The sequence below is a fragment of the Acidovorax sp. NB1 genome (genome assembly GCF_005405905.1).
GTDB lineage: Bacteria > Pseudomonadota > Gammaproteobacteria > Burkholderiales > Burkholderiaceae_C > Acidovorax.
In genome coordinates this window covers 75,185-98,025 of sequence record NZ_BJHU01000026.1, presented here as the reverse complement: position 1 = coordinate 98,025, position 22,841 = coordinate 75,185, and the positions used below count along the sequence as shown (strand labels likewise).

Sequence of the window (22,841 nt, the reverse complement as noted above, 5' to 3'; positions counted from 1 at the left end):
TTCGAAGTCAAGTGCTCTATCACAAAGGAGCGTGCAGGTACTGCTGCGCCAGGGCCAGGAAGGCCTCCAGCTGGGGATCGCCCCCCAATTCCTCACGCAGGATGCCCGCCACAGACGGGGCCAGCTGGATGGCCTGGCGCGCATCCAGGAACAACAGCCTGGAGCGGCGGGCCAACACATCCTCCACCGTGCGGGCGTATTCATGCCGGGCAGCAAAGCGCACCATCGCCTCGGTCAGGCCACCGCCCAGCTCCGTCTGTGCCCCCGGAGTCTCTTGGACAGCAGCCGCCTCGCTGCCATAAGAATGCAGCCCTTGGGCGTCACTGATGCGATGTTTGACAGGCCCCTGGGGCGTGCCCACCAGGGGCAGATGGTTGGTTACGCCCGCTGGTTTCTCTGGCAACAGGCCCGTGGTGAAGCATTTTTGCAACACATCCTCGGCCATGGCCCGGTAAGTGGTCCATTTGCCCCCGGTCACGGTGATCAGCCCGCTGCGGCTGGCCAGCACGGTGTGCTCGCGGCTGATCTTCTTGGTGTTGTCGCCATCGTCGTCCTGCGGCTTCACCAGGGGGCGCAGGCCCACCCAGATGCTGCGAATGTCCTCGGCCTTGGGGGCGCGGGTGAGATAGCGGGCGGATTCTTCCAGGATGAAGCGGACTTCCTCCCGGAAGGGCTCCGGCTCCCGCACGATGTCCTGGCGCGGACTGTCGGTGGTGCCCAGGATGAGCTTGCCCAGCCACGGCACGGCAAACAGCACCCGGCCGTCGGCCGTCTTGGGCACCATCAAGGCGTGGTCGGAAGGCAAGAACTCCCGGTCCACCACGATGTGCACCCCCTGGCTGGGCGCCACGATGGGCTTGACGGGGCGGCCAATCGCCTCGCCATCCATCTGGCGCAGGGCGTCCACCCACACGCCCGTGGCATTCACCACCGTGCGGGCACGGACCGTGAACTGCTGCCCGCTGTCGACGTCCTCGCACACAAAACCGGCGACCTTCCCGGCTTCGTGCACCAGCGCACGCGCAGGGCAGTAATTGACCACCAGGGCGCCCAGGCTGGCCGCCGTGCGTGCCAGCGCCAATGCCAGACGGGCATCGTCGAACTGCCCGTCCCAGTATTTGACCCCACCCTTGAGCCCCTCGGTACGGGCCGTCGGCAGGCATTCGATGGTGCGGGCGCGCCCCAGGAACTGGGTGGACCCCAGCCCGGCCTTGCCCGCCAGGGCGTCATACATCACAAGCCCTGCACCATAAAACGGCGTCTCCCAGAAACGGTACGACGGCATCACAAACGGCAGGGGCTGCGCCAGGTGGGGCGCGTTGTGCAACAGGGTCGTGCGCTCATGCAGCGCTTCGCGCACCAGGGCGATGTTGCCCTGCGCCAGGTAGCGAACCCCGCCATGAACCAGCTTGGTGGCGCGGGACGAGGTCCCTTTGGCAAAGTCGTGCGAATCCACCAGGACCACGCTGAAACCGCGAGCCGCCGCATCCAGCGCAACCCCCAACCCCGTCGCCCCCCCGCCGATCACGGCGAGGTCATAGTGGTGCGGCTGGGCCAGACGGGCCAGCAAGTCGGCACGTCGCGTAGGAAGGGGGGCAGAGGCAGTGGTCATGGGGGTGATTGTCCATGGGCGGGGCAAGAATTAAGGGTTTACCCTTGAATTCTTGACACTTCCGGAGAGAAAACCCCCCTCGACGCAGAAACCGTCGAGGGCGGTATGGAGTGAAAAAGGCAGCCAGAGACCTTATGAGCCCTGGCTGCCTGTGGAGATTGTCAAAACGCGGCGGTCACAGACTCAACGCGTCTTGCCATCCTTCCAAGCCTGCAACAGCGTGCCGTACGCAATCGTCTGGCCCTTTGGCTTTTCATTGGCCAACTTGGCCCATGGCGCCTGCTTGTCGCTCAGCCACTTGGCGTTGTCGCTCTTGGGGTTCAGCTTGGGTGCGCAGTGGGCCATGCCAGCGCGCTCCAGGCGGGCCATCACCTGGTCCATTTCGTCGGCCAGCGTGTCCATGGCGCCCTGGGGCGTCTTTTCACCCGTCACAGCCTGGGCCACGTTCTTCCACCACAGCTGGGCCAGCTTGGGGTAGTCGGGCACGTTGGTGCCGGTGGGCGACCATGCCACGCGGGCGGGGCTGCGGTAGAACTCCACCAGGCCACCCAGCTTGGGCGCCATGTCGGTCATGGCCTTGGACTGGATGTCGGACTCGCGGATCGGGGTCAGGCCCACCATGGTCTTCTTGAGCGAAGTGGTCTTGGCCGTCACGAACTGGGCGTAAAGCCAGGCGGCTGCCGTCTTGTTGGCGTCGTGGTCCTTGAAGAAGGTCCAGCTGCCCACGTCTTGGTAGCCGTTCTGCATGCCTTGCTTCCAGTAGGGGCCGTTCGGGCCAGGGGCCATGCGCCACTTGGGCGTGCCGTCGGCGTTCACCACGGGCAGGCCGGGCTTGGTCATGTCGGCGGTGAAAGCGGTGTACCAGAAGATCTGCTGGGCGATCTGGCCCTGGGCGGGCACGGGGCCGGCTTCGCCGAAGGTCATGCCCGTGGCTTCCTTGGGCGCGTACTTCTTCATCCAGTCCACGTACTTGGTCAGCGCGTAGACAGCGGCGGGAGAGTTGGTCGCACCACCACGGGCCACCGAGGCGCCCACGGGCGTGCACTTGTCGTCAGCCACGCGGATGCCCCACTCGTCGATCGGCAGGCCGTTGGGCGCGCCGATATCGGCGGTACCGGCCATGGACAGCCAGGCATCGGTGAAGCGCCAGCCCAGGGATGGATCCTTCTTGCCGTAGTCCATGTGGCCATAGATCGGCTTGCCGTCGATGTTCTTCACGTCGTTGGTGAAGAACTCGGCGATGTCTTCGTAGGCGCTCCAGTTCAGCGGCACGCCCAGGTCGTAGCCGTACTTGGCCTTGAACTTGTCCTTGATGTCCTTGCGGTCGAACAGGTCGGCGCGGAACCAGTACAGGTTGGCGAACTGCTGGTCGGGCAGCTGATACAGCTTGCCATCAGGGCCGGTGGTGAACTTGGTGCCGATGTAGTCCTTCAGGTCGATGCCGGGGTTGGTCCATTCCTTGCCCGCGCCACCCATGTAGTCGGTCAGGTTCATGATCTTGCCGTAGCGGTAGTGCGTACCGATCAGGTCCGAGTCCGAGATCCAGCCGTCATAGATGGACTTGCCCGACTGCATGGAGGTCTGCAGCTTCTCGACCACGTCGCCTTCCTGGATCAGGTCGTGCTTGACCTTGATGCCGGTGATTTCCTCAAAGGCTTTGGCCAGCGTCTTGGATTCGTACTCGTGCGTGGTGATGGTTTCGGAAACGACCGAAATTTCCTTCACGCCCTTGGCCTGGAGTTTTTTGGCTGCGTCGATGAACCACTTCATCTCGGCCATCTGCTGGTCTTTGCTCAGCGTGGATGGCTGGAATTCGCTGTCGATCCACTTCTTGGCCTCGGCCTCGCCGGCCCAGGCAGCCTGCCCCATCGCCAGAGCCGCGGCGGCGAAAGCGATCGCCTTGAACTGCATCTTCATTGCTGTCTCCTCTCAGATTGAGACCCCCATTGGTAGACCGGCACCAACCCGGGGGGGAACCAGGCCAGGCCTTCGACACTACAAAAACAATAGCTACAAACGCTTACCTATCAGGCGCAAACGGCCATTTTTTGCATTAACCCTTGCGCAAAATCAGCCCCAGCAACGCCATCGACACCACAAAGCTGATCCACACCGAGGGCTCCGCCGACAGGCTGAACCACTGGGCCAGCTTGCCGCTGATGCCCACAAAAATCAGATTTACATAGGCCGCCGACAGCAGGCCGATAAAGAGCCGGTCGCCGCGCGTGGTCTCCAGCGGCAGGAAGCCCTTGCGCATCGACGTGGGCGACTTGAACTCCCACACGGTCATGCCCACCAGCATCAACACGATGCAGACAAAGAACACTGCCACCGGCAACGTCCAGGCCATCCACTCGAACATGGCGATATCTCCTTAAACCCGGCCCATCGCGAAACCCTTCGCGATGTAGTGCCGCACAAACCAGATCACGATGGCGCCCGGCACGATGGTCAGCACCCCGGCCGCCGCCAGCGTCGCCCAGTCCATGCCCGAGGCGCTCACGGTGCGCGTCATGGTGGCCACGATGGGCTTGGCGTTCACGCTGGTCAGCGTGCGGGCCAGCAGCAGCTCCACCCAGCTGAACATGAAGCAGAAGAACGCCGCCACACCCACGCCCGCCTTGATCAGCGGCAGGAAGATGGTCATGAAGAAACGCGGGAAGCTGTAGCCATCGATGTACGCCGTCTCGTCGATCTCGCGCGGGATGCCGCTCATGAAACCTTCCAGAATCCACACCGCCAACGGCACGTTGAACAGCAGGTGCGCCAGCGCCACGGCAATGTGCGTGTCCATCAGGCCCACGGTGGTGTAGAGCTGGAAGAACGGCAGCAGGAACACCGCAGGGGGCGTCATCCGGTTGGTCAGCAGCCAGAAGAACACATGCTTGTCGCCCATGAACTGGTAGCGGCTGAATGCATAGGCCGCTGGCAGCGCCACGGTGAGCGAGATCACCGTGTTGATGCCCACATAGATCAGGCTGTTGATGTAGCCCGAGTACCAGGACGCATCGGTAAAGATGGTCTTGTAGTTGGCCCAGGTGAAGTGCTGCGGGAAGAACGAGAAGCTCGACAGGATCTCCTCGTTCGTCTTGAAGCTCATGTTGACCATCCAGTAGATGGGCAACAGCGCGAACAGCAGGTATGCAATCAGGAACAGCGTGCGCTTTTGAAAACGTTTTTCATTCATGGCCGGCTCCCTCGTCGCTGACGGTGCCCACGCGTTGCATCCAGTTGTAGAGGATGAAGCACAGCAGCAGGATGATGAAGAAATAGATCAGCGAGAAGGCAGCCGCAGGGCCCAGGTCGAACTGGCCGACCGCCTTGGTCGTGAGGTACTGCGAGAGGAAGGTGGTCGCATTGCCTGGCCCGCCGCCCGTGAGCACGAAGGGCTCGGTGTAGATCATGAAGCTGTCCATGAAGCGCAGCAACACCGCAATCATCAGCACGCCGCGCATCTTGGGCAGCTGGATGTAGCGGAACACCGCGAACTTGCTCGCGCCGTCGATGCGGGCGGCCTGGTAGTACGCATCGGGAATGGAACGCAGCCCGGCAAACGCCAGCAGCGCCACCAGCGGCGTCCAGTGCCACACGTCCATCAGCAGCACCGTGAGCCAGGCCTGCGTGGCATTGCCGGTGTAGCTGTACTCGATGCCCGCCTCCTGCAGCATGCGGCCCATCAGGCCGATGTCGGCCCGGCCATAGATCTGCCAGATGGTGCCCACCACGTTCCAGGGGATCAGCAGCGACAGCGCCACCACCACCAGCACGGCGGATGACTTCCAGCCCTGCGCGGGCATGGACAGCGCGAGCAGGATGCCCAGCGGAATCTCTACCGCCAGCACGGCCAGCGAGAATGTCAGCTGGCGCCACAGCGCCGCGTGCAGCTCCTCATCGCGCATCACAGCGGTGAACCATTCGGTGCCGACGAACACGCGCCGCTCGGGGCTGATGATGTCCTGCACCGAGTAGTTCACCACCGTCATCAGCGGCAGGATGGCCGAGAAGGCCACACAGAGAATCACGGGCAGGATCAGGAACCAGGCCTTCTGGTTGACGGGTTTGGTGGTTGCGCTCATGCCAGCAACTCCTCATTCTTGTAAAAGCACGTGTGCTCGCCCAGCACCTGCAGCCAGGCCGTGTCACCGGCCGATGGCAGACGGGACTCGGGCGTGAAACGCGCCTTGACGGTGTGCTCGCCCACCTTGGCGGTCAGCATCTGGTAGGTGCCGATGTCCTGCACCTGCACCACCGTGCCGGGCAGTGCACCGGCCTGTTGCGGCTGGGCCAGCGCCAGATATTCGGGGCGGATGCCGACCTGCAGGGCGCCAGCAGGCAGCGTGCGGCCCACGGGGCTGGCCAGGCGGTTGCCAGCCACGGTGAGGCTGTCGCCCTCGCTGTGCGCCGGCAGGAAGTTCATGCCCGGCGAGCCGATGAAGTGGCCCACGAAGGTGTGCGCGGGGCGCTCGAACAAGGCGTCGGCCGAGCCGACCTGCACCGCCTTGCCGCGCGTCATCACCACCACCTGATCGGCGAACGTGAGCGCCTCGACCTGGTCGTGGGTCACATAGATCAGCGTGAGCTTGAGTTCGTGGTGGATCTGCTTGAGCTTGCGCCGCAGCTGCCACTTGAGGTGCGGGTCGATCACCGTGAGCGGCTCGTCGAACAGCACGGCGGCCACGTCGGCCCGCACCAGGCCGCGACCCAGGGATATCTTCTGCTTGGCATCGGCCGCCAGGCCTGCTGCGCGCTGGTTGAGCTGCCCGCTCATCTCCAGCATCTCGGCGATCACGCCCACACGCTGCTTGATCTGGTCCTCGGGCACCTTGCGGTTGCGCAGCGGGAAGGCCAGGTTCTCGGCCACCGTCATGGTGTCGTAGATCACGGGGAACTGGAACACCTGGGCGATGTTGCGCTCCTGCGGGCTGGCACGCGTCACGTCGCGGCCGTCGAACAGCACCTTGCCATGCGAGGGCACGAGCAGCCCCGACATGATGTTGAGCATGGTGGTCTTGCCACAGCCCGAGGGGCCGAGCAGCGCATAGGCGCCGCCGTCCTCGAATTCCATCTTGAGCGGCAGCAGCGCGTAGTCGCTGTCCTGCTGCGGGTTGGGCTTGTACGAATGCGCCAAATCCAGGCTGATGCGGGCCATGTCAGCGCCCTCCTTGTGCGGTAACGGGCCGGGCGGGAGCCCACGCCAGTCGGCCATCGGCGCCAAACACGTAGACCTGGGCGGGGTCCAGGTGCAGCGTGATGGGCGTGCCCAGTTCAAAGTAGTGCACGCCCGTGAGCTGCGCCACCAGGTCGCCCCAGGGCGTGGAGGCATGCACAAAGGTGTCGGAGCCCGAAATCTCGGCCAGTTCCACCACCCCGGCCACGCTCAGGTCCCCGGGGCGTGCGTGCACGCGCAGCGCACTGGCGCGCACACCCACCGTCAGACCGGCCGCCGTGGCCACGCCTTGCGGCAGGGGCAATGCCAGTTCGGCGCCGCCTTGCAGGCGCACGCCCTGGGCCGTGGCCGAAGCCGCCACCAGGTTCATCGGCGGGTCGCTGAAGGCGCGCGCCACGCGCAGCGAGTTGGGCGCGTGGAACACCTCGGCCGTGGGGCCGTATTGCAGCAGCTGGCCTTCGTCAAGCACGGCCGTGTAGCCGCCCAGCAGCAGGGCTTCGCCCGGCTCGGTGGTGGCGTAGACCACGGTGGACTGGCCGGCGGCAAACAGCTGGGTCAGTTCCTCGCGCAATTCTTCGCGCAGCTTGTAGTCCAGGTTCACCAGGGGTTCGTCCAGCAGCATCAGGGGCGCCCCCTTGGCCAGGGCACGGGCCAGTGCCACGCGCTGCTGCTGGCCGCCCGACAGCTCGGCGGGGTAGCGGTCCAGGAACATGTCGATGTGCAGGCGGCTGGCGATCTCGCGCACGCGGGCGTCGATGTTCTTTTCGCCGCGCAGCTTCAGGGGCGACGCAATGTTGGCCGCCACCTTCATCGAGGGATAGTTGATGAACTGCTGGTAGACCATGGCCACATTGCGGTCGCGCACGGGCATGCCGGTCACATCCACACCATCGACCTTGACCGTGCCCGAAGTGGGCGTATCCAGCCCGGCCATGATGCGCATCAGGCTGGTCTTGCCCGCCTGCGTGGCGCCCAGCAGCACCGTGACGGCGCCGCTCTGGAGCGCCAGGCTCATGTCATACAGCCAGGTCTGCGCCCCCACCTTCTTGCTGATGCTGTCCAATGCCAGCTGCATCACGCAACCTTTCTTTGTCGCCCGAAGGCCTGATGAATGGGACGCTGCTGCCTCACCAGACACAGCCCGCCCTCTCGTTTTCGATTTCGTTCATTTTTGTTCTTTTTTGATCGTATTGAATCAAGGTTTACCCTTAACAGGTTCCTTTTTGTTCGATTTAAAGTATCCATCACCCTACGTTGCCCCCATTCGCGTGAATACGAACCCCCGACAACTGCTGCTTCTGGAAGAAGTCCGTGCGCGCAAGTCCGCCACGGTGGAACAACTCGCCGACACCCTGGGCGTGACGCTGCAGACCGTGCGCCGCGATGTGCAGCGCCTGGCCGAGTCCGGCCTGCTCACGCGCTTTCATGGCGGCGTGCGCGTGCCCAGCTCCACGGTGGAGAACCTGGCCCACACCCAGCGCGAAACGCTCAATGCCGAAGGCAAGGCGCGCATTGCGCGCGCCGTGGCCGAGCAGGTGCCCAACGACTGCTCGCTGATCCTGAACATCGGCACCACCACCGAGGCCATCGCCAAGGCGCTGCTGCACCACCGGGGCCTGCGCGTGATCACCAACAACCTGAACGTAGCCGCCATCCTGAGCGGCAACCCCGAGTGCGAAGTCATCGTGGCCGGTGGCGTGGTGCGCGCGCGCGACCGGGGCATCGTGGGCGAGGCCGCCGTGGACTTCATCCGCCAGTTCAAGGTGGACATTGCGCTCATCGGCATCTCGGGGGTCGAGCCCGACGGCTCGCTGCGCGACTTTGACTACCGCGAGGTGAAGGTGGCGCAAACCATCATCAAACAGTCGCGCGAGGTCTGGCTGGCGGCCGACCACAGCAAGTTCAACCGCCCGGCCATGGTGCAGCTGGCCACGCTGGGCCAGATCGGCCGCCTGTTCACCGACGCACCACCGCCCGAGCCTTTCCCGGCCTTGTTGCAAGACGCAGGGGTGATCTGCACCGTGGCCGCATGAATCGGGACACCCCCCTGTGGCGCTTCGCGCCTTCCCCCTTCTCTCGAATTGCTGCGCAATTCGGGAAGGGGGACACCGCCAGCGCGGCGGGGCGGCCCTTGCGCGGCGGTCGCTGGCTTGAGCAGCGCCCGTTCATGGGCCGGCTATCCCACTTAAGGGCCAACCCAACGGCCTGACATAACCTGCTTACCTATGACCTACCTGCTCGCCCTCGACCAAGGCACCTCCAGCTCCCGCAGCATCGTGTTTGACGAACGCGGCCACATCGTGGCCCAGGCCCAGCTGGAGCTGCCGCAGATCTACCCCCAGCCCGGTTGGGTGGAGCACGATCCGCTGGAAATCTGGCGCACCCAGCTCGCCACCGCACGCGATGCGCTGGCCAAGGCAGGCATAGCGGCCAGCGCCGTGCGCGCCGTGGGCATCACCAACCAGCGCGAAACCACGGTGCTCTGGAACCGCCAGACCGGCCAGCCCGTGCACCACGCCATCGTGTGGCAGGACCGGCGTGCCGAGCCCGCCTGCGCCCAGCTGCGCGAGCAGGGCCACGCCGCCACCATCCAGGCCAAGACGGGCCTGCTGGTGGATGCGTACTTCTCGGGCACCAAGCTGCAGTGGCTGCTGGACCACGTGCCCGGCGCCCGCGATGCGGCCGAGCGCGGCGAGCTGGCCTTTGGCACGGTGGACAGCTGGCTGATGTGGAAGCTCACCCACGGCAAGGTGCATGTGACGGACGTGAGCAACGCCTCGCGCACCATGCTGTTCAATGTGCACACCAACGAGTGGGACGACGAGCTGCTGGCGTTGCTGCGCATCCCCAAGGCACTGATGCCCGAGGTGCTGCCGTCCAGCGCCCACTTTGGCGACATTGCGGCCGACCTGCTGGGCCACGCCATCCGCATCGGCGGCGTGGCGGGCGACCAGCAAAGCGCGCTGTTCGGCCAAGCCTGCTTCACGGCGGGCATGGCCAAGAACACCTATGGCACAGGCTGCTTCATGCTCATGCACACGGGCAGCACCTTCCAGACATCGCAAAACGGCTTGCTCACCACCAGCGCGGCCCAGGCCACGTCCCAGCCCGAATTCGCCATGGAAGGCTCGGTCTTTGTGGGCGGCGCGGTGGTGCAGTGGCTGCGCGACGGCCTGCGCGCCATCTCCACCAGCGGCGAGGTCGAGTCGCTGGCCCAAAGCGTGCCCGATTCGGGCGGCGTGATGATGGTGCCCGCCTTCACCGGCCTGGGCGCGCCCTACTGGAAGCCCGACGCACGCGGCACCATCACGGGCCTCACACGTGGCACCACGCTGGGCCACATTGCGCGCGCTGCGCTTGAAAGCATTGCCTACCAAAGCGCCGCCCTGCTGCTGGCCATGAGCCGCGACGCCGTGGCCGCGGGCGGCGCCCCGGTGAGCGAGCTGCGCGTGGACGGCGGCGCCTGCATCAACGACCTGCTGATGCAGTTCCAGGCGGACCTGCTGGGCATCCCGGTGGTGCGGCCTGCGGTCATCGAGACCACGGCCCTGGGCGCTGCCTACCTCGCAGGCCTGTCAAGCGGCGTGTACCGCAGCACGGATGAACTCTCGCAGCTGTGGCGCGCCGACCGCCGCTTTGTGCCCACGCTCAGCAGTGCGCGTGCGCAGGAGCTGATGGCGAACTGGGAACACGCCGTGCGCCAGACCACGGCGGCCTGAGGCCCTCGCCGAGCTGGCGCGGCGAGGCGCCCGCCGCACCAGTAGCCTGCCTTTCCGCCCATGAGTCCTGCCGCTTTCGCCGCTGCAGGCATGGGCTGACGGCCCGGCGGCGCTACCATCGTGGCCCCTTCTTGTTTGCCACTTTGCCTGCACGCACCATGAGCCAGACCACCGCCTCCCACAACCTCCCCACCATCGCCTTCATCGGCGGCGGCAACATGGCCAGCGCCATCATTGGCGGCCTGATCGGCCAGGGCCACCCGGCCAGCCAGATCGAGGTGGTCGAGCCCTACGCTCCCACGCGCGAGGCGCTGCTCAAGAACTTCGGACTCACGGCACAAGCCGAGGCAGGCTCTGCGCTGCAGCGCGCCAGCATCGTGGTCTGGGCGGTCAAGCCCCAGACCTTCAAGGACGCCGCCGCGCAGGCCAAGGCACACACCCAGCAGGCCCTGCACCTGAGCGTGGCCGCAGGCATCCGCTCGGACAGCATCGCCCAGTGGCTGGGCACCGAGCGCATCGTGCGCACCATGCCCAACACGCCCGCGCTGGTGGGCAAGGGCATGAGCGCGATCTACGCGCGCCCCGCCGTGACCCCGGCAGAGCGCCAGAGTGTGGAAGCCATCATGGCGTCCACCGGCGAATTCCTGTGGGTGGAGAACGAGACCCAGCTCGACGCCGTCACCGCCCTCTCGGGCTCGGGCCCGGCCTATGTTTTCTACTTCCTCGAAGCCATGGCGCGCGCCGGCGTGGGCATGGGCCTGACCGAAGCGCAGGCGCACCAGCTGGCCGTGGGCACTTTTGTAGGCGCCTCAGAGCTGGCCCGCCGATCTGACGAACCTCCGTCCGTGCTGCGCGAACGCGTCACGTCTAAGGGCGGCACGACCTACGCAGCCCTGCAGTCGATGGAAGCCAGCGGCGTGTCGCAGGCGTTCGAGGCCGCCATGCGCGCCGCCGAAAAGCGCGCCAACGAACTTGGCAACGAGTTCGGCGCCTGACCTCGGGTCACCCTGTTCACGGCGCCGCAGGGAACCGTGAACAGTTTTTATAGCTTTTTTGGCCTTCTCCGCGCGTCCATCAAGCGCTGACAGCTATCAATTTGTGAGTATTGATCGCACCAGGTAGCTGCCCGCAATGCCTGCAAACACCGTGGCACCCAGCCAGTGGTTGATACGGAACGCCTTGAAGCAGCCCTCGCGGGTGCGGGTGCGGATCAGCGTGAAGTGCCACACGGCCTGCGCCAGCGCCACCGCAAGCGCTATATAAAAAATAGCGCCTAGCGCATAGGGGGCCAGCGCTACCGCCCAAATACCGATGAAGAGCAGGTAGAACAGCACAATGCCCGCCACATCGAAGCGCCCCAGCGTGATGGCCGAGGTTTTGATGCCGATCTTCAGGTCGTCATCGCGGTCCACCATGGCGTATTCGGTGTCATAGGCCAGCACCCAGAACATATTGCCCAGCCACATCCACCAGGCCACCGCAGGCACGCTGCCCTGCAAGGCGGCAAAGGCGATGACGATGCCAAAGTTGAACGCAATGCCCAGCACCGCCTGGGGCATGGAAATGAGGCGCTTGGTGAACGGGTAGGCAATGGCCACCAGCACGGCGGGCACCGACCAGGCGATGGCCGCGGTGTTGGTGGTCAGCACCAGGCCAAACGACACCAGCGCCAGCACGGCGCCCAGGCCCAGCGCCTCCTTCACGCTCACGGCGCCGGTGGTCACCGGGCGCTGCGCCGTGCGCTTGACATGTTTGTCAAAGTCGCGGTCGGCCACATCGTTCACGCAGCAGCCCGCGCTGCGCATGAGGATGGTGCCCAGCACAAACACAGTGAGCAGGTGCCAGCCCGGAAACCCGTCGGCCGCGATCCAGAGCGCCGACAGCGTGGGCCACAGGCACACCAGCCAGCCTGCGGGCCGGTCCCAGCGGATGAGGTCGAGGTAAAGCGAAAAGCGGCTGCGGGGGGCGGTGGTGGCGGTCATGGCGCGGGATTTTCCCAGATGCAGGTCCGGCACCGGTTGCTCCATGGCACCTATTGAAAACGCCCGGGGGCTTGGCAGCCACCGGGCGTTCGGTTCACCACATGGTGATGTTCTTACTACTCTTCCAGCAGCGAGCGCAGCATCCAGGCCGTCTGCTCGTGCACCGTGAGGCGCTGGGTCAGCAGGTCGGCCGTGGGCTCGTCGCTGGCCTTGTCGGCCAGGGGGAACAGGCTGCGCGCGGTGCGGGCCACGGCCTCGTGGCCTTCAACCAGCACACGCACCATCTCCAGCGCCTTGGGCGGCTTGGCGGGGGCATCGGGCACGGTGGCCAGCTTGCCAAACTCGGCGTACGAGCCGGGAGCCACATGGCCCAGCGAGCGGATGCGCTCGGCGATCGGGTCCACCGCGTTCCACAGTTCGGTGTACTGCGCCATGAACATGGTGTGCAGCGTGTTGAACATCGGGCCCGTCACGTTCCAGTGGAAGTTGTGGGTCGTCAGGTACAGCGTGTAGGTGTCGGCCAGCAGGCGTGAGAGGCCCTGGGCGATGGCGGCGCGGTCCTTGTCGCTGATGCCGATGTTGATGCTGGGGGCGGCGGTGGTCTTGGCGGCTTTGGCCATGGAAGCTCCTTCGTTGGCAGAAAAACAATCGATGGATCTGCCACGCGGCGCCCCGGCGGATGCCCGGGGGCGCTGCGTGGCGGCTCACGGCCACTGTAGCGCAGCCGCCCCGGCCGTTATTGCATCTGGCTCAAATTCCCGATGCGCACCAGCATCTCGGTGAACATCTGCATGTCGGCGTCCAGGTCCACCACTTCCTTGAACTCCTTGGCGTTGTGGGCCGTGTACTTCTTGCCCGGCATGGCGGGGCCGAAGTTGATGGCGTTGGGCATGAGCTTGGCCGTGGTGCTGCCTGCCGTGGGCACGGGCTTGGCTTCCAGGCCGGTGGTGTCGCCAAAGGTGTTGAGCAGCGTGGCCAGCCAGGCGCCCTTGGGGTCGCGCGCCATCCAGTTGCCCTGCTGGTGGTCCACTTCCACCGCCACACCGGCCTGGGCGCCCCAGGTCTTGATCTTGGCCGACGTGGCCTGCGTGAGTGCCTCGGGCGTGCTGCCACGGGGCATGCGCACATTCACCAGCACATCGACCTTGCCATCCTTCTCGCGGATGAGGTTGGGCGACATCGTGAGCGGGCCCATGAAGTCGTCGCTGTAGGCCAGGCCCAGTGTGCGGCCCAGGTAGTCCACACCGTACAGGTCGGTGAGGTAGCGCACGGCCTGCGTGTAGCCGTTGGGCGCCAACGCCACGCCGGCTTCCTTCAGGAACAGCGCCAGGCGCGGCAGCGGGTTCACGCCCTCTTCGGGGCGCGAGCCGTGGGCCGATGCACCCGTCACCTTCACCACCACCGCACCGCCGTCCTGCGCCACGTCGATGCGGAAGGCGCCGCCCTGCGGCTGGTACTTCTCGACAAAACCGGCCTTGGCTGCATCCAGCCGCGCGGCCACATCGGCCAGGTTGCCGCCCTGCAGGCGGGCGGTGGCCGTTTGGGGCACGGCGTTGGTCGAGGCGGCCCCGGCCATGGCCGTGATCGCCGTCGCGTCGGTGCTGGCCGTGGACTGCAGCGGGAAGGATGCGCGCAGCGCGCCCGAGCCCTTTTCGGCCACCACGGCGGGGTACTTGCTGTCGAGCACGATGTTGTACTCGGGCAGTGCGGTCTTGGCGCGGTAGTACTTCATCGCGTCGCCACCGGTTTCCTCGGTGGTCTCGATCATGAGGCGGATGGTGCGGGCCAGCGGCAGGCCGCTGTCCTTCACGGCCTTCATCGCAAACAGCACGGTGGCGATGGAGCCCTTGTCGTCGATGGAGCCCCGGCCATACAGGTTGCCGCCCACGCGGGTCAACTTGAAGGGGTCAAGCTTGGTACCGTCGTCCAGCACCCATTCGTCGGCCACCACGGGCACCACGTCGGCGTGCGTGAGGATGCCGAATTCCTCGGGGCCGCTGCCAGGCAGCTTCACTTCAAAGATGCGGTTGTCCACATTGCGGTACTGCAGGCCAAAGTCGCGCGCCATGCCTTCAACCAGGGTGCCGAAGGCAATGATGGCGGGGTCTTCATGGGGCGGCACCTTGGCAGACCGCACGGTGGGGATGGCCACCATCTTCGCCGTGGCATCGATCACGGCTGCCTGGTTGCGCAGGCGGTTGTGCAGGCCCAGCAGGCGGCTGATGTTGACCAGGTCATCGCCCGCCAGGGGCTTCTTCTCTGCATAGGCCGCCACGGCGGGCTGCAACTCGGGCTGCATCTGCGCAGCCAGCGCCAGGAACTGGCGGAAATCCGCAGCCGTCGTTGCCGTGGGCGCCGCCGCGATGCGGTCGAGCGTGGGCTTCTTGAGCGTGGCGGCCGTGGGTGCCGTGGCGGAGGGGATGGACGAGCACGCCGTCAACGCGGCGGCCAGGGTGGCGGTAAGCCAGAGCTTCTTCATGGGAACCTTCTGTAGAAAGCGGGACGCAGCCGGACGATGGTCCACGGGCACTGCGCCAGATGCATGCCTCAACGCGCGGGGCCAGGTCGGCCAGCACAGGGGCGGCGCGAGTGTAGCGCCGATTCCCCCGGCTCCACGCTGCGACAGGGCGGGGTCAGGACAGGCGGTTCACGCCCGGTAGTTCGCAGGCATAAATGGCATTGCGCAGCGCGGCAATGGCCTCATAGCGGGTGAAGCTGCGCCGCCAGGCCAGCACCACGCGGCGCATGGGCGGCGGGCTGCCGTCCTCCTCGCGGATGGGCAGGTAGCGGATGTAGGTCTCGTCGCTCTTGCGGCGGCGCGACACGGTGAGCAGCGCATCGCGCGGCACCGACAGGCGCGGCACCAGCGTCACGCCCATGCCAGCCGCCACCATGTGCTTGATGGTCTCCAGCGACGAGCCCTCGAACGACTTGCGGATGCCCTCGGCGTTGCTCGCAAAGCGTGCGAACTCGGGGCAGACCTCCAGCACATGGTCGCGGAAGCAGTGGCCCGCGCCCAGCAGCAGCATGGTCTCGCTTTTCAGCTCGGCCGCCGTGACCGAGCGCTGCGCCGCCAGCGCATGGGTGCTGGGCACGGCCGCCATGAAGGGCTCGTCATACAGCGGCGCCATGGCCAGGCCGGTATCGGGGAAAGGCTCAGCCAGGATGGCGCAGTCGATCTCGCCCGTGCGCAGCATCTCCAGCAGCTTGACGGTGAAGTTCTCCTGCAGCATCAGCGGCATCTGCGGCGTGCGCGTGATGGACTGGCGCACCAGTTCGGGCAACAGGTAGGGGCCGATGGTGTAGATCACCCCCAGCGTGAGCGGCCCGGCCAGCGGGTCCTTGCCGCGCTTGGCGATTTCCTTGATGGCCGCTGCCTGCTCCAGCACGCTCTGCGCCTGTCGCACGATGTCTTCGCCCAGCGGCGTCACCGTCACCTCGCCCGCGCTGCGCTCGAACAGCTTCACGTCCAGCTCTTCTTCCAGCTTCTTGATGGCCACCGAGAGCGTGGGTTGCGAGACATAGCAGGCATCGGCCGCATGGCCAAAGTGCTTTTCGCGGGCCACCGCAACGATGTACTTGAGTTCGGTGAGGGTCATGGTGTGTTCCTGCGGGCCACGTCAGCGTCGTGAACGTCTCACGCCTTGAGATAGTCCGATTTTCCACCCAACCAGCGCGCCACGTGTTTGGCGGCCAAATCCGGGTGGCGGTCCAGCATCTGCGGGGCCAGTTCGCGCGCCCATTCGAGCAGGTGGGTGTCGGTGGCCAGGTCGGCAAAACGCAGCAGCGCGTCGCCCGACTGACGCGCGCCCAGAAACTCGCCGGGGCCACGGATCTCCAGGTCGCGCCGGGCGATCTCGAAGCCGTCATTGGTCTCGGCCATGGCGCGCAGGCGCTCCTTGGCGGTTTCGCCCACGCGGCCGCTGTCGTTGGTGGCGTAGAGCAGCACGCAGGCCGACGCTGCCGCGCCGCGCCCCACCCGGCCGCGCAGTTGGTGCAGCTGGCTCAGGCCAAAACGCTCGGCATGTTCGATGACCATGAGCGAGGCATTGGGAACGTCCACGCCCACTTCGATCACGGTGGTGCTGACCAGCACGCCCATCTGGCCGCTGGTGAAGAGCGCCATCACCGCCTTTTTCTCGGCGGTGGGCATGCGCGAATGCAGCAGACCGACCATCACTCCGGGCAGGGCCTCGCTCAGGTCGGCGTGCGTGGCGGTGGCGTTGGAGAGGTCCAGCGCCTCGCTCTCTTCGATCAGCGGGCACACCCAGTACACCTGCCGGCCGGATTCCACCTGCGCGCCAATGCGCTCGATCACCTCGTCCTTGCGGCTGTCGGCGATCAGCTTGGTGACGATGGGGGTGCGGCCCGGGGGCAATTCGTCGATGACGGAGACATCCAGGTCGGCGTAGTAGCTCATCGCCAAGGTGCGCGGAATCGGGGTGGCGCTCATCATCAGCATGTGCGGCTCCATGCCGTGGGCTGCGAGCTTTTGCCGCAAGGCCAGCCGCTGCGCCACGCCAAAGCGGTGTTGCTCGTCGATGATGGCCAGCGCCAGGTTCTTGAACTGCACCTGCTCCTGGATCACGGCGTGGGTGCCCACCACCAGTGCGGCCTCGCCGCTGGCCACCAGGGCCAGCATGGCGGTGCGGTCCTTCTTCTTTTGCCCGCCCACCAGCCAGGCCACCTTGCGGCCGCGTGCGGCCAGCAGGGGTTCGAGCCAGCCGATCATCTTGGCGAAGTGCTGCTCGGCCAGGATTTCGGTGGGCGCCATCAGCGCGCACTGCCAGCCCGCGTCCATGGCCAGGCAGGCGGCCAGGGCCGACACCACGGTTTTGCCCGAGCCGACATCGCCCTGCAACAAACGGTGCATGGGCACCTGGCGGGCCAGGTCGGCGGCAATCTCTTCGCCCACGCGGCGCTGGGCAGCGGTCAGGTCGAATGGCAACACGGCCATCAGCTGTTCGTGCAAGGGCAAGGCGCCCTCGGCACTGGGCCGGGGCCGCAGCACGGGGGCACGCAGCATGTCGCGTTCGCGCCGCGACTGTTGCTGCGACAGCTGCTGGGCCAGCAGCTCTTCGGCCTTCAGGCGCTGCCAGGCAGGGTGGCTGTGGTCCTCCAGCGTGGACAGCGCCACGTCGGGCGTGGGGTGGTGCAAAAAAGTGAGCGCTTCACGCAAGCTGAACGCGCGGTGGAGGCCATTTTGACCATGAAAACGCGCCCAGGGTGGCTCGGCCCCCGGCGGCAGCGTGTCCGACAAGTCCACGCGGGTCAGCGCACTGACCACGGCGCGGCGCAGGTACGGCTGGGGCAGCCCGGCGGTGGTGGGGTAGACGGGCGTGAGCGCGGCGGGCAGCTCCCCGCCAGCCAGGCGAAACGCCGGGTGCAGCATCTGCCGCCCCCAGAAGCCGCCTTTGACCTCGCCCCGGATGCGCAGGCGCGCGCCCACGGCCAGGGTCTTCTGGTGCGAAGGGTAGAAGCTGAAAAAACGCAGCTCGCAGCTGCCACTGCCGTCCTCCACCTGCACCACCAGCTGGCGGCGCGGGCGCAGCTGCACTTCACTCGCCACCACCGTGGCCTCGATCTGGGCCATCTGCCCATCACGCGCATTGGCCAGTGGAATGATGCGCGTTTCGTCTTCGTAGCGCAGCGGCAAATGCAGGGCGAGGTCGATGTCGCGGCGCAGCCCGAGTTTCTGCAGCGCCTTCTGTGCCACCGAGGCCCCGCCTTTGGCCGCAGCAGGGGCCGCCGGGGGCTTGGCGCTAGGGGAAACTCTGGGGGCTGCAGACGGCATGTAACGGGTTTTACGAACGACAAGGACGGGGCAAAAAGGCTAACATGGTTACCGTTAGTCACGCCTGACGATGGGCGGTTTTTGCGGGTCCTGCCACAACATGCTCAAGCGCATCCAAATCCAACACCTCACCCTGGGCATGTACCTGCACGAGTTCTGCGGCTCATGGATGGACCACCCGTTCTGGCGCGCCAAGTTTGTGCTCAAAGATCCCAAGGACCTGGCGCGCATCCAGGCCACCGCCATCCAGGAGTGTTGGATTGACACCTCAAAAGGCCTGGATGTAGCCGTTGGCACCACCTCAGTTTCGCGCGAAGAAGTGGATGCCAGGATAGAAACCGACTTTGGCCGCCTTGAAGACCTGCCCCCCATCCAGGTGAGCCTGCCCGTGCCGCCCCCTCCGGTGCGCAATCGCACCCCCACCGACATGCAGGGCGAACTCAAGATGGCCGCCGCCATCTGCGTGAAGTCCAAGAAAGCCGTGGTGTCGATGTTCAGCGAAGCCCGCATGGGCCGTGCGGTGGACTCGGCCGGTGCGCAGAGCCTGGTGGAAGAAATCTCGGACTCCGTCACCCGCAACCCGGGCGCGCTGATCAGCCTGGCGCGCCTCAAGACCGCCGACGACTACACCTACATGCACTCGGTGGCCGTGTGTGCGCTGATGGTGGCGCTGGCGCGCCAGCTCAAGCTCAACGATGAACAGACCCGCCTGGCGGGCATGGCGGGCCTGCTGCACGACCTGGGCAAGGCAGCCATCCCGCTGTCGGTGCTCAACAAGCCGGGCAAGCTCACCGACAAGGAGTTCACCGTGGTGCGCAGCCATCCGGTGGAAGGCTTTCACATGCTCAAGGAAGGCGGCAACGTGCCCGATGCCGTGCTCGACGCCTGCCTGCACCACCACGAAAAAATCGACGGCTCGGGCTACCCCGACAAACTCAAGGGCGATGGCATCAGCGTGATCGCCCGCATGACGGCCATCTGCGACGTGTACGACGCCGTCACTTCCGACCGCCCCTACAAAAGCGGCTGGGACCCGTCCGAGTCGCTGCGCCGCATGGCCGAGTGGACCAACGACCACTTCGACGCGCGGCTGTTCCAGGCCTTCGTCAAGAGCATCGGCATCTACCCCGTGGGCTCGCTGGTGCGGCTGACCTCGGGGCGCATTGGCGTGGTGACCGAACAGGCCCCCACGGCCCTCACCACCCCCATCGTCAAGGTTTTCTTCTCGACCAAGTCCGATCTGCGCATCCCCCCTGAACTGGTGGACCTGGCCGCCCCCGGCTGCACCGAAAAGATCGTGGCGCGCGAAGACCCCGAGAAGTGGCGCTTCCCGGACATCAATGAACTCTGGTCGGGCTTTGCCGAAAAGGCCTGGTAGCCCGGCCCGGTTGCCCTGACTACCGCCCCGTCCTCCTCGCCCGGCCCCTTCGTGCCCGCCCTGATCACCCTGACCCTGAACCCCGCGCTCGACCTGGCCACCACCACCGCCCAGGTTGCGCCCACGCACAAGCTGCGCTGTGGCCCGGTGCAGCGTTTTGCCGGGGGCGGTGGCATCAACGTGGCCCGCGTGCTGCAGCGGCTGGGCGCCGACGTGACGGCCTGGGCGCTGGCGGGTGGTGCTGCGGGCGCGCAGGTGCAACAACTGCTGGCCGACGAGGGGGTGCCCACGGCGCTGCAACCCATTGCGGGCGACACGCGCGAGAACTTCTCGGTGGTCGAGACCGGCACAGGCCAGGAGTTCCGGTTTGTGTTGCCCGGCCCCACGCTGCAGCCCGCTGAATGGCAAGGCTGCCTGGACGGGCTGGCCCGCCAAACCACACCGCCGCGCTGGCTCATTGCCAGCGGCAGCCTGCCGCCCGGCACACCGGAGGACTTCTACGCCCGGCTGGCCCGCGCGCTGGCCCTGCAGGGCGCTCCCACCCGCCTGGTGGTGGACACCTCGGGCCCGCCGCTGGCCGCCGCGCTGCAGGCCGGGGTGGCGCTGGCCAAGCCCAGCTTGCGAGAGCTGCGCGAGCTGGTGCAGCAGCCGCTGGAGCACGCCGCCGACTGGTGCACCGCCGCCCAGTCACTGGTGCGCAGCGGTGCGGCCGAGACCGTGGCCCTGTCGCTGGGCGAACAAGGCGCGGTGCTCGCCACACGGGAAGGCGTGTGGCAGGCCCCGGCGCTGAATGTGCCTGCCACCACCGGCACCACGGGCGCGGGGGACTGCTTTCTGGCGGCGCTGGTCTGGGCGCTGGACCGGGGCGATGCGCCTGCCGAGGCGCTGCGCTGGGGCGTGGCGGCCGGGGCAGCGGCCCTGCTGCATCCGGGCACCACCCTGGCCCAGGCCGACGATGTGCAGCGGCTGGTGCGCAGCGTGCCCGCTCCGGTGGCGTTCACGCCCCAGCCATAGCACCGTACCTGCAGGGCCTGCAGCCCCGTGGGACAATCGCGCCTTCCGCAATTTTTACCTTGGCACGGGCCCGTTCGGCCCTCAAGCACGATGACTGATTTTTCCCCCGGCGCAGCCAGCGCGCCCCACGCTCCCCGCGTGTTCACCCTCAGCGACTTCGACTTCTCGCTGCCCCCCGAACTCATTGCCCAGCACCCCGCGCCCGAGCGCAGCGCCTCGCGCCTGCTCGACGGCCGCGCCATGCAGCCGGTGGACCGCGTTTTCCGCGAGCTGCCCGGCCTGCTGCGCGAGGGTGACCTGCTCGTCTTCAACGACACGCGCGTGGTCAAGGCGCGCATCTTTGGTGAAAAGGCCAGCGGCGGCAAGCTGGAGCTGCTGATCGAGCGCGTGCTGCCCGCCGAAGCCGGTGGCCAGGGCAACGAAGTCGTGGCCCACATGAAGGTCAGCAAGAAGCCCCTGCCCGGCAGCGTGGTGCACATGGCCGGTGGCCGCCAGGCGGGCGGCTTTGACGCGCAGCTGCTGGGCCGCTGGCCCACCGAAGACGGCCCGCTGTTCCGCTTTGCACTGCACGGCCCGGCGGGCGAGTCGCCCTGGGAGCTGATGGACCGCCACGGCCACCTGCCGCTGCCGCCCTACATCGAGCGCCACCAGAACACCGACCACGACCCCGACGAGGCCGAGGACAGCCAGCGCTACCAGACCGTGTTTGCCCGCAACCCCGGCGCCGTGGCCGCGCCCACGGCCGCGCTGCACTTTGACGAAGGCGTGCTGGCCGACATGGCCGCGCGCGGCATCGAGCGCGCGAGTGTCACGCTGCATGTGGGCGCAGGCACCTTCCAGCCTTGCAAGACCGAAAACCTGGCCGAGCACCAGATGCACAGCGAGTGGTATGAGATTCCGCTGGCCACGCTCGCGGCGCTGGAGCGTTGCCGCCAGCGCGGCGGCCGCGTGGTGGCCGTGGGCACCACCACCGTGCGCACGCTGGAGTCGTGGGCCAAGACCGGTCAGGCCTCGGGCGACACCAACATCTTCATCACGCCGGGCTTTGCGTTCCAGGTGGTGGATGTCCTGATCACCAACTTCCACCTGCCCAAGAGCACGCTGATGATGCTGGTGAGCGCGTTTGCGGGCTACGCCCACATCATGGGCCTGTACCGGCACGCGATTGCGCAGCAGTACCGCTTCTTCAGCTACGGCGACGCCATGCTGCTGGAGCGCGCACGCGGCACGCCGTGAGCCCCACCAGCCCTGCGTTATCGACCAGCCCTGCAGCCCGCCGGCGTGCGGCGCTGGCAGGCATCGCGTTGGCCGTGGTGGCCTGCGCTTTCTTTGCCTTGCTGGACACCGCCAGCAAGCTGGTCAGCGTGGGTGTGCCCATCGTCATGGCACTGTGGATGCGCTACGTGTTCCAGTCGCTGCTGACCACGGCCTTTGTGCTGCAGCGCGCGGGGCGCTCGGCGCTGCGCACCACACAGCCCCGCTTTCAGGTTCTGCGCGGCGCGCTGTTCGCCATGACCAGCCTGTTCGGCTTCATCAGCCTCACGGCCCTGCCGCTGGCGGAGTTCACGGCCATCGTGGCCACGGTGCCCTTGTGTGTGACGGTGGTGGCGGCCCTGTGGCTGCACCAGCCTGTAAGCCCTTTGCGCTGGCTGCTGGTGGTGACGGGCCTGGCGGGCACGCTGGCCATCATCCGGCCCGGCGGCGAGGCCTTCACCTGGGCACTGCTGTGGCCGCTGTGCATGCTGGCCTCGGGCACGGGCTACCAGGTGCTGAGCAGCAAGATGGCGGGCCAGGAAAGCCCCGCCACCACGCAGCTCTACACCAGCTGGATCGCTACCGCGCTGGTGTCGCTGGGCGCGCCGTTCTTCTGGCAACCGGTGAGCGATCCGTGGCTGTGGGCGGGCATGTTCACCATGGGCCTGTCGAGCGCGGTGGGCCACATGCTGCTGCTCAACGCCTATGCACGCACCACGCCGGTGACGATTGCGCCGTTTCTGTATTCGCAGATCGGGTTTGCCATGCTGGCGGGCTGGCTGGTGTACCGCCATGTGCCGGATGCATGGTCGATGGCGGGCATTGCAGCCATCGTGCTCAGCGGCGCAGCCAGCGCCTGGCTGACCGTGCGCGAGACCCGGTAGGCGCCAGCTTATTGAAAAAAAGGGCCTCTGCGCGCGA

19 protein-coding genes are annotated in these 22,841 nt (G+C 66.6%); 7 read left to right on the top strand and 12 right to left on the bottom strand.

The window, feature by feature from the left end; genetic code table 11:
* Positions 1-19: 19 nt before the first annotated feature.
* From AvAM_RS13450 to AvAM_RS13420, 7 genes are all read right to left on the bottom strand, one after another.
* The gene (locus AvAM_RS13450) at positions 20-1,612 is read right to left on the bottom strand and encodes a glycerol-3-phosphate dehydrogenase/oxidase (RefSeq protein ID WP_137747543.1); all 1,593 of its coding nucleotides are present in this window, start codon (positions 1,610-1,612) and stop codon (positions 20-22) included.
* A gap of 183 nt (positions 1,613-1,795) precedes the next feature.
* Positions 1,796-3,529 (bottom strand): ABC transporter substrate-binding protein, encoded by a 1,734-nt coding sequence (locus tag AvAM_RS13445; RefSeq protein WP_137747542.1) that lies wholly within the window; start codon positions 3,527-3,529, stop codon positions 1,796-1,798.
* 136 nt (positions 3,530-3,665) lie between these two features.
* Complete coding sequence (locus AvAM_RS13440; RefSeq protein ID WP_137747541.1) at positions 3,666-3,974, bottom strand: DUF2160 domain-containing protein; 309 nt, start codon at positions 3,972-3,974, stop codon at positions 3,666-3,668.
* Between the two features lie 12 nt (positions 3,975-3,986).
* Complete coding sequence (locus tag AvAM_RS13435) at positions 3,987-4,799, bottom strand: carbohydrate ABC transporter permease (protein WP_137747540.1); 813 nt, start codon at positions 4,797-4,799, stop codon at positions 3,987-3,989.
* On the bottom strand, positions 4,792-5,688 hold the full coding sequence (locus tag AvAM_RS13430; protein ID WP_137747539.1) for a carbohydrate ABC transporter permease: 897 nt from the start codon (positions 5,686-5,688) through the stop codon (positions 4,792-4,794). Before AvAM_RS13430 ends, AvAM_RS13435 begins: the two co-directional genes overlap by 8 nt.
* A complete protein-coding gene (locus tag AvAM_RS13425; protein ID WP_137747538.1) occupies positions 5,685-6,761 on the bottom strand; it encodes an ABC transporter ATP-binding protein in 1,077 nt (358 codons plus the stop codon). Before AvAM_RS13425 ends, AvAM_RS13430 begins: the two co-directional genes overlap by 4 nt.
* Before the next feature lies 1 nt (position 6,762).
* Positions 6,763-7,854 carry an ABC transporter ATP-binding protein gene (locus tag AvAM_RS13420; protein ID WP_137747537.1) on the bottom strand — a complete coding sequence of 364 codons (1,092 nt, stop codon included), beginning with the start codon at positions 7,852-7,854 and terminating at the stop codon, positions 6,763-6,765.
* Between the two features lie 193 nt (positions 7,855-8,047).
* Here AvAM_RS13420 and AvAM_RS13415 point away from each other — a divergent pair, with 193 nt between their 5' ends.
* The 3 genes from AvAM_RS13415 to proC all read left to right on the top strand — a co-directional run bounded on the left by AvAM_RS13415 (position 8,048) and on the right by proC (position 11,493).
* Positions 8,048-8,812: a DeoR/GlpR family DNA-binding transcription regulator gene (locus AvAM_RS13415; RefSeq protein ID WP_137747536.1), complete on the top strand. Its 765-nt coding sequence runs from the start codon at positions 8,048-8,050 to the stop codon at positions 8,810-8,812.
* Positions 8,813-9,004: 192 nt separating this feature from the next.
* On the top strand, positions 9,005-10,498 hold the full coding sequence (glpK, locus tag AvAM_RS13405; protein ID WP_137747535.1) for a glycerol kinase GlpK: 1,494 nt from the start codon (positions 9,005-9,007) through the stop codon (positions 10,496-10,498).
* Positions 10,499-10,656: 158 nt separating this feature from the next.
* Positions 10,657-11,493 carry a pyrroline-5-carboxylate reductase gene (gene proC, locus AvAM_RS13400; protein WP_137747534.1) on the top strand — a complete coding sequence of 279 codons (837 nt, stop codon included), beginning with the start codon at positions 10,657-10,659 and terminating at the stop codon, positions 11,491-11,493.
* A 96-nt stretch (positions 11,494-11,589) separates the two neighbouring features.
* On the opposite strand, the gene ubiA is transcribed toward proC, so the two are convergent.
* The 5 genes from ubiA to recG all read right to left on the bottom strand — a co-directional run bounded on the left by ubiA (position 11,590) and on the right by recG (position 18,274).
* Positions 11,590-12,480, bottom strand: a complete 891-nt coding sequence (gene ubiA / locus AvAM_RS13395; protein WP_137747533.1) for a 4-hydroxybenzoate octaprenyltransferase — start codon at positions 12,478-12,480, stop codon at positions 11,590-11,592.
* A gap of 116 nt (positions 12,481-12,596) precedes the next feature.
* Complete coding sequence (locus AvAM_RS13390; RefSeq protein WP_063462452.1) at positions 12,597-13,100, bottom strand: Dps family protein; 504 nt, start codon at positions 13,098-13,100, stop codon at positions 12,597-12,599.
* 116 nt (positions 13,101-13,216) lie between these two features.
* A complete protein-coding gene (locus AvAM_RS13385) occupies positions 13,217-14,959 on the bottom strand; it encodes a dipeptidase (protein ID WP_137747532.1) in 1,743 nt (580 codons plus the stop codon).
* Positions 14,960-15,113: 154 nt separating this feature from the next.
* The gene (locus tag AvAM_RS13380; RefSeq protein ID WP_094290364.1) at positions 15,114-16,079 is read right to left on the bottom strand and encodes a LysR substrate-binding domain-containing protein; all 966 of its coding nucleotides are present in this window, start codon (positions 16,077-16,079) and stop codon (positions 15,114-15,116) included.
* A gap of 38 nt (positions 16,080-16,117) precedes the next feature.
* A complete protein-coding gene (gene recG / locus AvAM_RS13375) occupies positions 16,118-18,274 on the bottom strand; it encodes an ATP-dependent DNA helicase RecG (RefSeq protein ID WP_137747531.1) in 2,157 nt (718 codons plus the stop codon).
* Positions 18,275-18,374: 100 nt separating this feature from the next.
* Between recG and AvAM_RS13370 the strand changes: the two genes are divergently transcribed.
* The 4 genes from AvAM_RS13370 (at position 18,375) to AvAM_RS13355 (ending at position 22,804) form a co-directional block, all read left to right on the top strand.
* The gene (locus tag AvAM_RS13370; RefSeq protein WP_137747530.1) at positions 18,375-19,652 is read left to right on the top strand and encodes an HD-GYP domain-containing protein; all 1,278 of its coding nucleotides are present in this window, start codon (positions 18,375-18,377) and stop codon (positions 19,650-19,652) included.
* Between the two features lie 51 nt (positions 19,653-19,703).
* Entirely contained in the window at positions 19,704-20,666 is a 963-nt protein-coding gene (locus AvAM_RS13365; RefSeq protein WP_137747529.1) for a 1-phosphofructokinase family hexose kinase, read from the top strand.
* Positions 20,667-20,756: 90 nt separating this feature from the next.
* Complete coding sequence (gene queA, locus AvAM_RS13360) at positions 20,757-21,902, top strand: tRNA preQ1(34) S-adenosylmethionine ribosyltransferase-isomerase QueA (protein ID WP_137747528.1); 1,146 nt, start codon at positions 20,757-20,759, stop codon at positions 21,900-21,902.
* Positions 21,899-22,804 (top strand): DMT family transporter, encoded by a 906-nt coding sequence (locus AvAM_RS13355; protein WP_137747527.1) that lies wholly within the window; start codon positions 21,899-21,901, stop codon positions 22,802-22,804. The genes queA and AvAM_RS13355 overlap by 4 nt, the downstream gene beginning before the upstream one ends.
* Positions 22,805-22,841: the final 37 nt, after the last annotated feature.

Excerpts from the sequence above, each read along its gene's own strand:
- proC (WP_137747534.1), top strand. The coding sequence starts at position 10,657 with ATGAGCCAGACCACCGCCTCCCACAACCTCCCCACCATCGCCTTCATC.
- recG (WP_137747531.1), bottom strand. The coding sequence starts at position 18,274 with ATGCCGTCTGCAGCCCCCAGAGTTTCCCCTAGCGCCAAGCCCCCGGCG.
- AvAM_RS13370 (WP_137747530.1), top strand. The coding sequence starts at position 18,375 with ATGCTCAAGCGCATCCAAATCCAACACCTCACCCTGGGCATGTACCTG.
- ubiA (WP_137747533.1), bottom strand. The coding sequence starts at position 12,480 with ATGACCGCCACCACCGCCCCCCGCAGCCGCTTTTCGCTTTACCTCGAC.
- AvAM_RS13380 (WP_094290364.1), bottom strand. The coding sequence starts at position 16,079 with ATGACCCTCACCGAACTCAAGTACATCGTTGCGGTGGCCCGCGAAAAG.
- AvAM_RS13425 (WP_137747538.1), bottom strand. The coding sequence starts at position 6,761 with ATGGCCCGCATCAGCCTGGATTTGGCGCATTCGTACAAGCCCAACCCG.
- AvAM_RS13435 (WP_137747540.1), bottom strand. The coding sequence starts at position 4,799 with ATGAATGAAAAACGTTTTCAAAAGCGCACGCTGTTCCTGATTGCATAC.
- AvAM_RS13445 (WP_137747542.1), bottom strand. The coding sequence starts at position 3,529 with ATGAAGATGCAGTTCAAGGCGATCGCTTTCGCCGCCGCGGCTCTGGCG.
- glpK (WP_137747535.1), top strand. The coding sequence starts at position 9,005 with ATGACCTACCTGCTCGCCCTCGACCAAGGCACCTCCAGCTCCCGCAGC.
- AvAM_RS13420 (WP_137747537.1), bottom strand. The coding sequence starts at position 7,854 with ATGCAGCTGGCATTGGACAGCATCAGCAAGAAGGTGGGGGCGCAGACC.
- AvAM_RS13385 (WP_137747532.1), bottom strand. The coding sequence starts at position 14,959 with ATGAAGAAGCTCTGGCTTACCGCCACCCTGGCCGCCGCGTTGACGGCG.
- AvAM_RS13390 (WP_063462452.1), bottom strand. The coding sequence starts at position 13,100 with ATGGCCAAAGCCGCCAAGACCACCGCCGCCCCCAGCATCAACATCGGC.
- AvAM_RS13450 (WP_137747543.1), bottom strand. The coding sequence starts at position 1,612 with ATGACCACTGCCTCTGCCCCCCTTCCTACGCGACGTGCCGACTTGCTG.
- AvAM_RS13440 (WP_137747541.1), bottom strand. The coding sequence starts at position 3,974 with ATGTTCGAGTGGATGGCCTGGACGTTGCCGGTGGCAGTGTTCTTTGTC.
- AvAM_RS13430 (WP_137747539.1), bottom strand. The coding sequence starts at position 5,688 with ATGAGCGCAACCACCAAACCCGTCAACCAGAAGGCCTGGTTCCTGATC.
- queA (WP_137747528.1), top strand. The coding sequence starts at position 20,757 with ATGACTGATTTTTCCCCCGGCGCAGCCAGCGCGCCCCACGCTCCCCGC.